Annotated in this window: 12 protein-coding genes; 7 read left to right on the forward strand and 5 right to left on the reverse strand. The window is 45.3% G+C overall.

From position 1 onward, the window contains the following. The first annotated feature begins 290 nt into the window (after positions 1-290). From OLMES_RS27260 to OLMES_RS27275, 4 genes are all read left to right on the forward strand, one after another. A complete protein-coding gene (locus OLMES_RS27260; RefSeq protein ID WP_087464161.1) occupies positions 291-2,519 on the forward strand; it encodes an NADP-dependent isocitrate dehydrogenase in 2,229 nt (742 codons plus the stop codon). A 172-nt stretch (positions 2,520-2,691) separates the two neighbouring features. Continuing rightward, the gene (locus OLMES_RS27265; RefSeq protein ID WP_087464162.1) at positions 2,692-3,639 is read left to right on the forward strand and encodes a Gfo/Idh/MocA family oxidoreductase; all 948 of its coding nucleotides are present in this window, start codon (positions 2,692-2,694) and stop codon (positions 3,637-3,639) included. Between the two features lie 34 nt (positions 3,640-3,673). Continuing rightward, a complete protein-coding gene (locus OLMES_RS27270) occupies positions 3,674-4,261 on the forward strand; it encodes an acyltransferase (protein ID WP_087464163.1) in 588 nt (195 codons plus the stop codon). A gap of 79 nt (positions 4,262-4,340) precedes the next feature. Beyond that, a complete protein-coding gene (locus tag OLMES_RS27275; protein ID WP_087464164.1) occupies positions 4,341-5,465 on the forward strand; it encodes a DegT/DnrJ/EryC1/StrS family aminotransferase in 1,125 nt (374 codons plus the stop codon). Between the two features lie 2 nt (positions 5,466-5,467). Here OLMES_RS27275 and wecB read toward each other — a convergent pair whose 3' ends face one another. Beyond that, positions 5,468-6,559, reverse strand: coding sequence for a non-hydrolyzing UDP-N-acetylglucosamine 2-epimerase (gene wecB / locus OLMES_RS27280; RefSeq protein WP_087464165.1), 1,092 nt, complete (start codon positions 6,557-6,559; stop codon positions 5,468-5,470). Positions 6,560-6,772: 213 nt separating this feature from the next. On the opposite strand from wecB, the gene OLMES_RS27285 reads away from it, so the two are divergent. Further along, the gene (locus tag OLMES_RS27285) at positions 6,773-7,819 is read left to right on the forward strand and encodes an MraY family glycosyltransferase (protein WP_087464166.1); all 1,047 of its coding nucleotides are present in this window, start codon (positions 6,773-6,775) and stop codon (positions 7,817-7,819) included. Here the strand turns inward: OLMES_RS27285 and OLMES_RS27290 are convergent. Genes OLMES_RS27290 through OLMES_RS27305 form a run of 4 tightly spaced genes read right to left on the reverse strand, consistent with a single transcriptional unit; the run spans position 7,805 to position 12,089 of the window. Beyond that, entirely contained in the window at positions 7,805-8,800 is a 996-nt protein-coding gene (locus OLMES_RS27290; protein WP_087464167.1) for a Wzz/FepE/Etk N-terminal domain-containing protein, read from the reverse strand. The genes OLMES_RS27285 and OLMES_RS27290 overlap by 15 nt on opposite strands. A gap of 36 nt (positions 8,801-8,836) precedes the next feature. Then, positions 8,837-9,502, reverse strand: coding sequence for a sugar transferase (locus tag OLMES_RS27295; RefSeq protein ID WP_087464168.1), 666 nt, complete (start codon positions 9,500-9,502; stop codon positions 8,837-8,839). A 4-nt stretch (positions 9,503-9,506) separates the two neighbouring features. Then, the gene (locus OLMES_RS27300; protein WP_087464169.1) at positions 9,507-10,694 is read right to left on the reverse strand and encodes a UDP-N-acetylglucosamine 4,6-dehydratase; all 1,188 of its coding nucleotides are present in this window, start codon (positions 10,692-10,694) and stop codon (positions 9,507-9,509) included. A 36-nt stretch (positions 10,695-10,730) separates the two neighbouring features. Beyond that, the gene (locus OLMES_RS27305) at positions 10,731-12,089 is read right to left on the reverse strand and encodes an O-antigen ligase family protein (protein ID WP_087464170.1); all 1,359 of its coding nucleotides are present in this window, start codon (positions 12,087-12,089) and stop codon (positions 10,731-10,733) included. 230 nt (positions 12,090-12,319) lie between these two features. Between OLMES_RS27305 and OLMES_RS27310 the strand changes: the two genes are divergently transcribed. After that, entirely contained in the window at positions 12,320-13,387 is a 1,068-nt protein-coding gene (locus tag OLMES_RS27310; protein ID WP_087464171.1) for a glycosyltransferase family 4 protein, read from the forward strand. Between the two features lie 12 nt (positions 13,388-13,399). Then, positions 13,400-15,361, forward strand: a complete 1,962-nt coding sequence (gene asnB, locus OLMES_RS27315; RefSeq protein ID WP_087464172.1) for an asparagine synthase (glutamine-hydrolyzing) — start codon at positions 13,400-13,402, stop codon at positions 15,359-15,361. Positions 15,362-15,366 lie beyond the last annotated feature (5 nt).

Here is a 15,366-nt window from a genome sequence, read left to right on the forward strand (position 1 = left end):
AACCCGGAAAGGCTGAATTTAGGCTAGCCCGGTTTGCTTTTTGCTGACGGTGAGCCGCAAAAGTCACCTTAACAGCAATTTGCTCAGATACACTGACTAACCTGTGTCATCTTGAAAGTTTAAGATCAAAAATCGACAGCTTTCAGGATTGGAGGCATTTGCCCAAGTCCACCGAAAAACGGACTTTCTACGGACAACAATGAACTCAAGCGTCTTTACAAAGTGGCCTGAAAGCGCAACAACACAGGCAGGCCGACTTGATTCAATCCATTTTTAAGCATGGGAAAATGATGACTAAACCTATATCGAAAATTATCTATACCCAAACCGATGAAGCACCGGCGCTGGCAACTTACTCGTTGCTGCCGATCATCAGCGCATTCGCTCAAAAGGCGGATGTCGAGGTTGAAACCAGTGATATTTCCCTTTCAGCCAGAATACTCGCCAACTTTCCAGAAAACCTGACCGATGAACAAAAAGTGCCTGATGCACTGACCGAACTCGGAGAGCTTGCACTAGATCCGAGCGCAAACATCATCAAACTGCCCAATATCAGTGCATCTATTCCACAATTGAAGGCTGCCATTGCGGAGTTACAGTCCCAGGGATTCGATATTCCAGACTATCCTGAAGACCCTCAAAACGATCAGGAAGCGGATATTAAAGATCGTTATTCAAAAGTTTTGGGCAGCGCAGTCAATCCAGTGCTACGGCAGGGTAACTCCGACCGACGTGCACCTGCAGCAGTAAAAGCCTACGCCCGCAAGCACCCTCATTCAATGGGACCATGGAGCCAGGCTTCACAAACCCACGTTGCCCATATGCGCCATGGTGATTTCTATTCCAGTGAACAATCCACTGTAGTCGAAAAAGAAGGTGATGTTCGCATCGAATTTGTTGCCGAAAATGGCGACATCAGAGTATTGAAAGAAAAAACTCATGTTCTGGCTGGCGAAGTAATCGACAGCATGCGCATGAAAGCTCAAGCACTTCGGGACTTTTTCGAAGACCAGCTAAACGATGCAAAAAACACCAATTTGCTGTTTTCACTGCACGTTAAAGCCACCATGATGAAAGTGTCGCACCCGATTGTGTTCGGTCATTGTGTCACAGTTTTTTATAAAGACCTGTTCGAGAAACACGCAGAAACCTTTGAAGAGCTGGGTGTTGATCCTAAAAACGGCTTGAGCAACGTCTACCAGAAAATTGAACAATTACCTTTCTCAAAACGTTCCGAAGTTGAAGAAGATATTCTGGCTTGTTACCAGAACCGCCCGGAAATTGCCATGGTTAACTCCGACAAAGGCATCTCCAACTTGCACGTACCCAGTGACGTCATCGTTGATGCATCCATGCCGGCCATGATTCGAAATTCCGGCAAGATGTGGGGACCGGACGGAAAACTGAAAGATACCAAAGCGGTTATTCCAGACAGCACTTACGCAACCATTTACCAGGAAGTTATCAACTTCTGCAAACACAATGGCGCATTCGATCCCACCACCATGGGCACCGTGCCGAACGTTGGCTTGATGGCTCAAAAGGCTGAAGAATATGGCTCCCATGACAAGACTTTCGAACTGGAAGGTACCGGTGTTGTGCGCGTTGTTGATGAAGCTGGCACAGTCTTGATGCAACACGATGTTGAAAAAGGCGACATCTGGCGTATGTGTCAAACCAAGGATGCGCCGATTCGTGACTGGGTGAAGCTTGCGGTGAACCGCGCCCGGGCGACAGGTTCCCCTGCGGTGTTCTGGCTCGATCCCAAACGTGCCCACGATACCCAGTTGATCCACAAAGTCACCGAATACCTGAAAGAACATGATACAGACGGCCTGGATATTCAGATCATGTCACCGGTCAATGCCATTCGCTTCACAATGGAGCGTCTGAAAGACGGGGAAGATACCATTTCTGTAACCGGTAACGTTTTACGTGATTATCTGACGGACCTGTTCCCGATTCTGGAACTGGGAACCAGTGCAAAAATGCTGTCTGTCGTGCCCATGATGGCTGGTGGCGGGATGTATGAAACCGGTGCCGGTGGATCCGCACCGAAGCACGTTCAACAATTCGTCGAAGAAGCGCACCTGCGTTGGGATTCGCTGGGTGAGTTCCTGGCACTTGCGGTTTCCCTGGAGGATCTGGGCAACAAAACCGGAAACAACAGAGCGAAAATTCTGGCCAAAACCCTGGATCAAGCGATCGAAAAACTACTGGATAACGATAAATCACCTTCACGTAAAGTGGGTGAAATCGATAACCGTGGCAGCCATTTTTACCTGGCACTGTACTGGGCGAAATTCCTGGGCTCACAAAGCGAAGATACGGAACTGCAAACCATCTTCAGTGGCCTGGCGCAATCCATTTCAGAAAATCGCTCCAAGATTATTGAAGAACTGAGTGCAGCTCAAGGTCGCCCGATGGATATCGGTGGTTATTACCATCCGGATATTGAAAAAGTAACCGGGGCAATGCGTCCCAGTGAAACATTCAATACCATACTGGCTAACTTGTAAGTCATATCTATGCACCGACCCCAATCAGGCGTCGGTGCATATTCCCCTCCCCCCTGCTTTCCTGCTATTCGATATAATATTCGCTGCGAATATCCACCAAACTGCAAATATTTACTATGCTTTGATTCAGCATGTGTATTTCAAATAAAAAACGAATCAGAAGGATATCAATATGCCGAGCTTCGCGCTCATCGGTGCAGCGGGATATATTGCACCCCGCCATATGAAAGCCATCAAAGATACCGGGAATGAACTCATCGCCGCTTTGGATCGAAGTGACTCGGTGGGGATCATTGACAGCTATTTCCCCAAGGCTCATTTTTTTACCGAATTTGAACGTTTCGACCGCCACCTGTATAAACTTGCCCGGCAAGGACAAGCGGCGGACTATATCTCGATTTGTTCGCCAAACTATCTCCACGACGCGCACATTCGATTTGCACTGCGAAACGGTGCAGATGCCATCTGTGAAAAACCACTGGTGCTGAACCCTTGGAATATTGATGGACTGCAAGCGATGGAGTCGGACACCGGACAGAAAATAAACACGATCCTGCAACTCCGGCTACACCGTTCAATCCTGGATCTCAAAGCTGAAGTTGAAAAAGCGGAAGGCAAAGTCTTCGACGTTGACCTGACGTATATCACGTCCCGTGGGAACTGGTATCTCCAGTCCTGGAAAGGGGAAGAGAAGAAGTCCGGCGGTATTGCCACGAATATCGGTGTTCACTTTTTTGATATGTTACATTTTATTTTCGGCGAGCTGCGCACTAACCAGGTACATCATCACAGTGAGCAATATGCTGCCGGATATCTCGAATACAAACAAGCCAGAGTGCGCTGGTTTCTATCCATTGATGAACGCCATTTGCCCGATCAATGTCGGGAAACGAATCAACGCACCTACAGAAGTATGTTAGTCTCCGGGAAGGAAATCGAGTTTTCAAACGGCTTTAATGACTTACATACCGAAAGCTATAAACGCATCCTTGCCGGTGAAGGTTTTGGAATTGAAACAAACCGGGTCGCCATAAATACAGTTTATGACATCCGAAACGCTGCCATCAGTTCTGTTGGCGAACAACATCCCATGCTGTCCCACGCTCAAAAAGCGGAGTAATGCGTACGTCCTCAGAAACGGAGAACCCTAATCTATGACGGATTATTTTGTTCATGAATCAGCGATCGTTGATGCTGGTGCCAGCATTGGCGCAGGTACACATATCTGGCATTTTTGCCACATCAGCAGTGCCGCCCAAATAGGCCGTAACTGCAGCCTTGGACAAAACGTCTATGTTGCCAATAAAGTCAACATTGGCCACAACGTGAAAATTCAAAACAACGTATCCGTCTATGATGATGTGATCCTGGAAGATGACGTGTTTTGTGGTCCTTCAATGGTTTTTACCAACGTGTATAATCCGAGATCATTTATTGAACGAAAAAAGGAATATCGGCCAACGATTGTCAAAAAAGGCGCGACGCTCGGCGCAAACTGTACAATCGTCTGCGGCAACCAGATCGGTCAATATGCATTTATTGGTGCAGGCTCCGTCGTGACCCGCAACGTGCCTGATTTCGCCTTGGTCGTCGGCGTTCCTGCCCAGCAAATCGGCTGGATGAGCCGTTATGGCGAACAACTGGATCTGCCCCTTACGGGCTCGGGGAGCACAATATGCCCACACACCGGGGATCGTTATGAACTCAGTAACGGCACTTTAAAATGGATATCTTGCCACTGACGTTTGCCTGCAGCCCACTACACCTGTGCCAAATTTTTCAAAAACTCATCACTTTACCGCCTTTGTGCAGGAAAACTGAATGGAATTTATCGATTTAACCACCCAGTTCCAACGCCTGGAAAACAAAATCAGAACCCGAATGGATCAGGTTTTACGCCACGGGCGTTTCATAATGGGACCTGAGGTTGCCGAGTTTGAAGAGAAACTCGCCCACTTCATCGGCGTCAACCACGCAATTGGCGTAGCTAATGGCACCGATGCGCTGCAACTGGCCTTGATGGCGCTTGAGATCAAACCCGGTGACCGGGTCATCACCACTCCGTTTTCCTTTTTTGCCACTGCAGAAGTCATTGCACTGATCGGTGCAATCCCGGTGTTTACGGATATTGATCAAGACACATTCAATCTCTCTGCCAGTTCACTGGAACAGACTATTGCAGACCTTGAGACAAGGGGAACGCCAGCGCGCGCCGTCATTACCGTTGATCTGTTCGGACAGCCCGCCGACTACCCGAAAATCAGCGCCTTATGTGACAAACATAATCTCTACCTGATTGAAGATGCTGCACAAGGTCTGGGTGGTGCTGTGGGCGAACAAAAAGCCGGCAGCTTTGGCACAGTGGCCTGCACAAGCTTTTTCCCGGCGAAGCCACTCGGTTGCTTTGGTGATGGTGGAGCCGTCATGACGCAAGACGCAAAGATTGCCAACACACTGATGTCGTTACGAATGCACGGCAAAGGGACTGACAAATACGACAATGTCAGAATCGGGCTGAACAGTCGACTCGATACCCTGCAGGCTGCTATTCTGCTGGAAAAACTGGCCGTTTTTGCAGAAGAGTGTGACCTGCGTAACCAGGTCGCCCAACGGTACCATGATGGATTATCGGGCATTCCAGAACTGGCTCTGCCCAAAGTACCTGAGAATATGAACAGCAGTTGGGCTCAATTTACCCTACGCTGTGAAAATCGGGATGCACTCAAATCACACCTTACTGCTGCACAGATACCCAGCGCGGTTTACTACCCCTGTCCCATGCATTTGAGTACCGCCTTTGCGGGACTTCAACACCAAACCGGTGATTTCCCGTTCGCAGAGCAAGCCAGTCAGACAGTATTGAGTATTCCCATGTCGCCCTATTTGAGCGAACAGGATCAGGAAAGGGTGGTTCAGGTCATTCGGGCCTTTTTCCAGGCTGACTAACGTTACAAACGGGTCGCGAGGTAGTCAACAATAAACTCCGCGGCCCTTCCCTCTCCATAGGGCATCTCATCTGTTTTACTGCACATCTCGCTACGAATCTGCCAGGCCTCAAGAATCTGAGCCTCATTTGCACCGGTTAAAACATTCACCCCTGCTGCAACCGTCTCCAGCCACTCGGTTTCATTGCGTAAGGTGATACAGGGCACACCTTGAAAATAGGCTTCCTTTTGAACACCGCCGGAATCCGTCAAAATCAGACTGGCGCCGGATTCGAGTCGGAGCATTTGCAAATAGGATACCGGCTCGATAACACAAACATGTTGTAGCATCTTCTGTAAGCCAAACTCGGCAATTCGATTCCGTGTACCCGGATGCAGCGGTAATACCAAGGGTATTTCCTGCGCGATTTGATCCAACGCGCGCAGAATTTCTGACAACGAGTCAGCTTGATGGGTATTTTCCTGACGATGGACAGTCGCCAATACATACTCTTTCGCTTGCAGTTGCCAATCACCAAGCTGGTAACGTTGCTGAGCAAGCTCAGTGTAATGCAGTGTGGCATCGTACATCACATCACCACAGTTAACGCCTTCAGGCAAACCTTCCCGAGCCAAATGGGCTACCGCATCCCGTGTCGGACAAAACAGATAGTTCGAGATTCGATCTGTCAGTATCCGGTTGATTTCTTCCGGCATCGCCATATTGCCCGAGCGCAAACCAGATTCAATATGGGCGACAGGTATTTGCAATTTCGCAGCAGCCAGCGCGCCTGCCAGTGTCGAATTGGTATCACCATAAACGATTACCAGATTCGGTTTTTCCTGCTCCAGTAACACTTCGACTTGTTCTAGCATCCTCCCGGTCATCGCGCCGTGGGAGCAGGCTGAAATTCCCAAATTATACTTTGGCTCAGGGATGCTCAATTCCTGGAAAAAGACCTGGGACATATTCGCATCAAAATGCTGACCAGTATGCACCAATACATCTTCGATTGGCTGTGCCGAGGGTGCTCTATTAAAAGCTCTGATGGCATTTGATACTGTTGCTGCCTTTATGAATTGGGGACGAGCCCCCAAAATTGTCATCCACTTCATTTATCAAACATCTCCTTACCGGGTTCAGCATACTGGATATTATTGAGTTTTGTTTGCTGCCTGTTAGTTGTAGTTTAGTTCACATAACACAAGGTAAAGCGCCGATTTTATTAAATCGGAACACTTGCTATTTATATCGTTTGATCTAATTTTAAAAAGGGTGGATTTGCTGCGCGTCGACACACTAATACTTAGGGGGTTTATGGATAATTTATGAGTGGAGTACTTCATCTGATTCCCTCTTTTCTGGCAACAATAACCGCCATTTATCTGCTCACACCGATAGCTCGAGCCGTAGGCTTAGTTGATTTGCCGGGTGGCCGGAAGCAACATGATTTTCCTACCCCTCTCGTTGGTGGCCTGAGCATATACCTGGGATCCATGACAATGGCTATTGTTTCTCCTCCTATATTTGAAATGTATTCAAATATCTTCTTCATTGGAGGCATTGTTTTGGTCACCGGGTTGCTTGATGACTGGAAAAATCTGAAAGTCATAACTCGACTGAGTGTTTACTCTCTCTCAGGTCTGGTCATGATCTGGAGTACGGATACAGCAATAACGAGCTTCGGAGATATTTTGACTTTCGGGGATCTCTCGCTTGGCCTAATCGCTATTCCAGTGACATTGCTGTCGATAAACTGTGCAATCAACGCAGTCAACATGAGTGATGGGTTAGATGGTCTCGCCGCAGGCTTGGTTCTGGTAACACTTAGCGCTTTAATTTTTATTGGCTACAGTAAGGGCAATGAGTACGAAATACGCCTGTTATTCTTCATTTGCGTCTCCGTCACGGCTTTTTTTGTGCTTAATTTTCGCTTCCCTTGGGTCACACAAGCTTCAGTTTTTTTAGGGGACTCGGGCAGCGTATTTCTCGGTTTTATTATATCTTGGGCACTGATTACCCTCAGTCAAGGAGAACTTGCTGTCATATCACCGCCAGTCTCCTTATGGTTGTTTGCCGTACCTTTATTGGATATAACAAATGTTGTGGTAAAACGATTGATATCTGGAACCTCACCCACTCAATCTGACCGCAGACATCTGCATCACATTTTATTGCGCGCCGGATTTGGTGTACGCGCTACCGTACTCATACTCATCCTACTTGCAACGTTCTATGCGGTTATAGGTATTCTCTTTACCTTTTACAACACACCAGACTCGATCATTTTTTGGATTTTTATTGCTCTGGGTGCGACTACACTACACGCTGTAAATCTATTAGAAAAAAGATGCTCTGAATCAAGTCACATTTAATGGCTCTGCAGATTTATCTTTCAGCTCTCGCACATACCAGCGCAGGAAAACAATCAACACCGAAAGAAAACCACCAAGCAGCGTACCGATAACTACCATTAATTTCCGCCGGGGCTGTGCTATACGTTCGGGAACAACTGCGGGGTCTAAGGTTTGAAATGCATACTCATCCCGTACATCTGCCAGCATGACTGTTTTCATCTGGCTTTCAATGAGTTGAAAAACAACTTCTTTCATCTCAACCAAATTGGTTTTTTTCAATTGAGCCTGTAAAAACTCAATACTTTTTTGCGCCTCTACAAGATCTTTATTTTTTAAATATTCGTTAATCTCCTGAACAAGTAAACCCAACATCCGCTGCGCTTCAATTGGATCTTGCCAAAGTAGTGTCACAGTGACCAGGCCAGTACTTTCATCGGTTTTCACTTGAAGTAACGTCATGAAATATTCATACGCCTCAAGTGACGACGGTTTGGGTTTCTTCGGCGGGCTCACGTCGCGTACCCACAGTTTCTGATTTTCATCGTAAAGTTCAGGATCAGCAACCATTCTGCGCTGTTCTGGATCCCACTTCGAGCCCAGCAACGGCACTAATAATTCGTACTTTTCGATAAATTCAATAATAAACAATTTTGACGTGAAGCTTGCCATGGCGTTAACCGTAGGATTATTGGATTGTGAACGACTAATCCGGATACCCGCCAGACTCGCCAACCCCCCCAGATCTCCCAAAGCAGAAAGCCCCCCAGGTCCCTCAGAAACCGGCGCCAATAGCACTTCTGTCTGATAAAAATTTGAACGGGTCAAAGCAAAAACGATAGATGCAATTGCAAACAGTGTCGTAACCGCACAAACCAACCACTTTGCATTCCACAACAGCTGCCACATATCAATTAAACTAAGCTCGCGGTACTGCGTTTGGGTATTAATATCGGAATGTTCAACAGAGATAGATTCTGGGCGTTTCAAATTCTGTACCATGGGAATTGGTCACCGAAATATTGCGGAGAAAATTATTCAATTAAAGGCAAATTGCAGCTCTACAGGGGGCTTAGGAAGATCGGGGAATACACGCCAAACAAATCGCTTTGAAGGTATTATGAATACCAAAAGCGTTGCCACAATGATCAATATATAGATTCGGAGTGATTGATTTACAATATACCATTCTTCCACCGCACCTTTGTAAGGCGCGATAACAGTATCATAGAAGTCTTCTGACCGTTCTCCTGCCAACAATCGTTCTTCATCAGAAAATAAAATGGATCCGATCCCAGACAGACCGGGTCTGACTTTGACAATTGAACGCCTCGTCGACTCCGGGAATACATCAAAACACCGTTTTGATTGAGGCCGCGGTCCGACTACGCTCATATCCCCAACCAGAATATTCCAAAGTTGGGGTAATTCATTTAACTTACTCCTTCGAAGAAATTGTCCTACGGGAAGAATACGGGGGTCGTTCTGCAAGGTGACGGTACCAGTACCCATATTTGGACTGTTTTTTAACATGGTCGCAAATTTCAGCAATTTGAACATGTTTCCCTGCTTTCCAACCCGATCCTGCACAAAGAAGATTTCGCCCTCACCACTAAAACGCAGCACCAAAATGATCAGGACCATAATAGGTGCGAACAGTATCAAAGCTAAACAGGCCAAAGTTATATCGAGCAATCGAGTCATAAAATTACATCCTACCATCCAGATACTTACCCTTCTCCTGATGAGCAAAACTGGGTAGTACCCGATCAAATGCATCAACTATATCTGCTTTAGTCCAAGTAGAGCCGGCCTTTATGGATTCGACATCACGAATAAACTGGTTTAGCGCTTCAAGGTTCACCATGGGCGAATTACGGATTACACCAATATCGGCAAAGCGATTGTCATCAACATCTTCTTCATCGGTATAGAAAACCTCAAAGTCTTTCTCACCCGTTGTATCACTTGCAAAAAAATAACAGGGCCATTTTTTGTCTGAGATCAACTCACCTGCACGCTCCCGAGCTTCATCTTCCGATTGGCAGTGTACTGGTTCATAACCGAGACTAATAAGATACCGCTCGGCAATATCGGAAAATCTCGTCAACTTCAATTCATCAGTTAATTTTGGGAAAAAATTGTCTCTGTTTTCACCCAAGAGACATGACAACAAACACAACTGACCCGACTCTTCCGGAGTAATAAAGTAACGACGTACGTCGTGGGGCGCTGATATTGGTTGATGTTTCAAAAAACGTTGATTAAAGCCATGTAGCAGTGAGCCATCAGAGAATGCAACATTAGCAAAGCGGGCCATGGATACTGGCAGTGTTGGACTCACACCAAGCATAAACATTTCCATAATACGCTTGCTCGCCCCCATCATATTCACAGGATCCGCCGCTTTATCGGTCGATACACTGAAGTATTTCCGTGCGTTTTGAACCACAGGGTGTTGTAGCAACTGAGCTGTGTTTAATACATTCACATCCAACATACGCATCAATGTGAACGGATCTTTTTCGCTACGTACATGCTTTAAAGCCGAAAGATTCAGTACGTAGTCGTATTGTTGCTCACGCTCCAGAAATGTTTGAAATGAGCGCTCTCCAACATCAAGGACAAATGTGGCAAACTCTCCCTGAATATAACCCAACGTACTGCGAATATCTCGGACCAGTTCCACCATGTTATTTTCATTAATGTCCACCACATGCAACGCTTTAGGATTACGCTTGAATATCTCCCGGGACACCGCCTGACCAATCGTACCAGCACCACCTATAACCAAAAACCGCCCCTGCTCAACTCGGCTTTTTAATATTGCTTCATGGCTTGCAATATCTGATACGAATAGCGGTTGGGTTCTACCTACGAGCGACAATACGTCCAAATTTAAATCCTTGCAGTTTTAATCTGTTAAAAAAGTCTAGTTGTTTTTAATTGAGTTGCGAACAGAATTGCGGAATTGCCTAATATTGTATTGTGTAGGCAATGACCGGTATGTTTCAGAGCCAATCAGGCTCACTAAGAAGGCCATCAAGAATAGTCTGTTGTTACTAATGTAATCTCCTGCAGCAAGAGCATTTAAAAGCATAAAACAATAAGCAACTGCAAACGCAGCGGGAAATACAGAGAGATCTCCCACCAAAAGCCTCTGCAAAAATCGCTGACCTTTGACGTTAAGCAAGTCTTGATGTCTTTTACTTAAAAACCAAACCCAATGAACCGCAAATACGACTCCCGAGATCAATATGATTGACAACAAAAGAGCTCCAACAATACCGTTCTCGCTCATTGCTTCCAGAAAAATGTTATGTGGATAAACTCTGTTTTCCTCCTGAAAGTGGTGATCTAATGAAGCAAATCCACCTGTACCGATACCAATCAAAGGAGCACTCTGAAAAGCTTCATACGCCAATTGAAAGGACTCTTGCCGAACAGGATCAAATGACCCGGTTTGGGTTGCAACATAGATCATACCTTTTATGCGCTTAATACTACTGAGCTCTCGGAAATCCAAAACCGAGTTCAATATTGCAAAAGTAAACATGCTGACTGAAAAGACAACCAGTACCGTTCTGAAAAACTTCCCAGAAAAAAATCGAAATAAAATTAAAGTAAATAAAGTTAGAACGCAGCCAACAACGGCTGACTTCGTGCCTGTCATTACGATTACTGACAACAGAATCATGAGCGTAACAAACAGAAGCCACTGCAGCAATATACTTGAACGTTCATAAAACATTCGACAAAGAATAATACAAAATCCAATTCCCATTACTTGGGCGATCGCTCGCACCCCGGAAGAATCCGTTCTAACGCGCATTGCACTATTCACAAATTCACCAAATATGGCAAAGTTACAGACAGAGAAAAATAGCCCTATCGCAATTGCAAACACCAGTATATAAAGACGCTCCAATGACATTCCCAAGTAACATAACACCCAAATAGGTATCAAAATCTGAACTCCAAACATTAGCGATTTAAATGTCGAGTACAGTTCAGATGGAGTGTAGAAGTGACCAACTAATAACCATATGTAAAATATTGAGATCAACAAAACAAAAAGTAGGGGGATAACGGTTTGGTTTTTAATTGGCGGCACGAGTAAGAGTGCGAAACACAAGGTCACAATTTTTGCACCAGATGCTGCACCGGATGGCAATACATCCCATGGCACTGCCGTCGGAACAAGATATAGAATATAAAGTAAAAACAGGGTCAAGTTTGGCACTGAACGCATCGAAGGCGTTGTGCGCCCAACAAGATAGGTGTCCGGCATGGGTAAAACAAACTCAATATAGGTGCATTTCCGTGATCAAACAGCTACCAAATACGCAATATGGATTCCTTACTCTAATCACCTGTTGACGCAATTGCTAAGTATAGCTAACGTTTTCAGAGTGGTAATCCGGTTCTGCATTCCCGAATGAAGAACAAAGTATTTTCAGGCAAAAATTGAATCAAAGCTCCAAGCCCACTTAAATCTACCAATCCTTTTAGAGATATTGGATGACAAAACTTTTAGTAATCGGACCACTACCTATTTCTGGTGACAAAGTAGGTGGTACGAAAGTTAATTTCTCCAACTTTATCCAGTGGCTCGATAATAAACCACAATTCGAAACCCTTGTAATCAATACTTCCCGCCCATTGTTGAAAAAAGCGACATTTCAACGTCATATTGTCAATCGGGTATACGGCATTAATATAATCTCTAAAATCGCCTTGTTTGCCCAAAAATCCGATTTCATTGTATTGAATGTATCTGTCAATGGCTTAACAACACTATTCCCTAAAGTCTACAGGATCAGCAAATTTTTCAAAAAGCCCTTGATAGTAAGAGTGTTCGGAGGTGATTTCGATACTTACATTGAAGATAGATTATCGTCAGAGCGTCGAATCAAATTACTACAAATGCTTCAGCAACTACCCGTAGTATTTCTCCAAACCAGGTCTTTGTGCAAAAGAGCAGGTTCGCTATTGAGCAACATCGAACAGTTGTCTAACTCTCGGGACATACAGCGCACAGCAAGACCACTTCCTGAACAGTTAAACCGATTTTTATTTTTTTCTGAGGTAAAACCATCAAAAGGTATTTTTGAAGCACTCAAAGCGAGCGATACCTTGCCCTCAAATTGCCGGCTCGATATCTATGGCCAATTAAATATCAACTCCTCCATATTCGACAATCATTCCAAGGCATATTACTGTGGTATTGTCCCCTCGACCCGAACAGCATCCATAATGAGCGAATACGATGCATTAATTTTCCCGAGCTACTTCTCCGGCGAAGGAATACCTGGAACAATTCTTGAGGCGCTTCAGGTTGGACTGCCAGTAATTGCTACAAACTGGCGAGACATACCGGAAGTAGTGAGCCATGAAATTAATGGCTTGATTGTTCCTCCTAAGGATTGGAAAGCGCTCAGCACAGCGATGAACAAACTTGTAAAGGATCGAGTACTTTACAAAAACCTTGTAACGGGTGCATTAAGATCAGGCGACGAATATAGGAGCGAAAAATGTTTCTCACCGCTAATCCATCGACTGTCCTCTATTCAGTCAAACTATAATTAGGAACATTAGTCTATGTGTGGAATTGTCGGTGTATTGGGACCTGGAGCTTCAAAATACACAAAACACGTTCGTGATATGGCCCAATTAATTGTACACCGCGGTCCAGATGCTGAAGGTTTTTGGTCTTCACCCACATCAAATGCAGTGCTTGGATTCCGCCGTCTTGCCATCATTGATAGGACATCCAAAGCAAACCAACCAATGCATGGTTTTAAAGCACCTCACATCACGATTGTATTTAACGGCGAAATTTACAATCACCGCCGACTTAGGCAACGGTTGATAGCAGAAGGACGGCAATTCAGAACAAATCATTCAGACACAGAGGTGATTCTAGAAGGTTACCAACACTGGGGTATAGACACATTACTTAATGAACTAAACGGTATGTTTGCCTTTGTGATCGTCGACAGACAAAAACAAAAAGCATACTTGGCCCGTGACAGACTAGGCCTTAAACCGTTGTACTACAACGTAAGTGCACCATACCTGGCATTTTCATCCGAAATAAAAGCGTTCAATTCATGGCCGCAACACACAGCCAAAGTAAATCTAAACGCATTTTGTGACTACTTATCCTTTCGCTCAGTCATGGCGCCCAACACTATGTTTGAAAAAATCAAGAAATTGGAGCCTGGGGGGTTAATACAATTTGAACTGAATACCGGACAATTTCAAGGGTCACGTTGGTGGGACCCTCTGTCGCATGCGGCCACTCAGCCGAAAAGCTTTCAAGCCGCTGTCGACCAGTTTGCTGAGTACCAGTATGATGCTCTCACACTCCAATTAGGAAGCGACACTCCAGTTGGTCTTTTTTTATCTGGTGGCGTCGACTCCGCATTACTTTTAAAAACGGCAAGTGATCAACACCAGAAACTATCAACCTTTACAGCCCACTACCCGGAACACTCCAATTACAATGAACATCTTCAAGCTCAGAATCTCGCGAGCGATTTTGGCACCAAACACTACCAAACACCGATCTCGAGAGAGGATTATTTAAGAGCACAACTTGCAGTTTGCTACCACCAAGATGAACCTATAGCCGCACCAATTTGTACTTCTATTTACTATCTCTGTAAAACAGCAAAGCAAGCAGGCGTTCCTGTGCTGTTATCTGGTGAGGGAAGTGATGAAGCATACTTTGGATATCAAAACTGGTTAACTATACGCAAGGCGTTAGCATTCCAATATCATTTCCCTAAGTTGACCCGAATCCTCGCCGGCTGTATTAGTCCATTCTTGCGCTCACACTACCCGTACTCACCTTTTCCTGAATTTGCCAACCGCGCTAAACAAAACGAATTACTATTTTGGAGCGGAGCGATCGACTTCCCGGAATTCTGCAAGAATAAATTATTTGGCCCAGTGGTGCTGAACGAACTACAGCATTCAGATACCTTTGAACGCGTAATCAAGCCACTAAGAGCTGACTTTGAGCAATATCGTTCACCATCAGACTATAGTAGCTGGATGAGCTACACGGATATTAGATTTAGATTGCCTGAACTTATGCTAATGCGATTAGACAAAATGGGGATGGCATTTTCAGTCGAGGCGCGAGCACCACTAATCGATCACCGGATGGTAGAATTAGCCATGAGCTTGCCAGAAAGCTGGATGCAACACAGAGGCACGAAACCACTAATAAAAGAAACTGCGGGACGTCACTTGGACCACAGAATTGTGCACCAACAAAAGCGGGGCTTTGCGGCACCGGTTCGGGAGTGGCGCGAGGACTTCTCAACTCTGTTATCAACGCTCACTATTTTTGCGAAACGCACAGGACTTCTAAATCCTGAGGCCGTTGCAAAAATCATCAATTCCCCAGGAAATCGGCTGTATTTTAATTTAGTCAACTTTATGTACTGGTACATCATCTTTATAGAGAATGTTTTACCAGAACATTTTAGTGATGAAATGATTTCCGGAGCCGTGTCATTTTCCTCTGGATTAAATCTCGAAATAGCCTAACGACT

Origin of the sequence: Oleiphilus messinensis (assembly GCF_002162375.1) — a bacterium.
Classification (GTDB): domain Bacteria; phylum Pseudomonadota; class Gammaproteobacteria; order Pseudomonadales; family Oleiphilaceae; genus Oleiphilus; species Oleiphilus messinensis.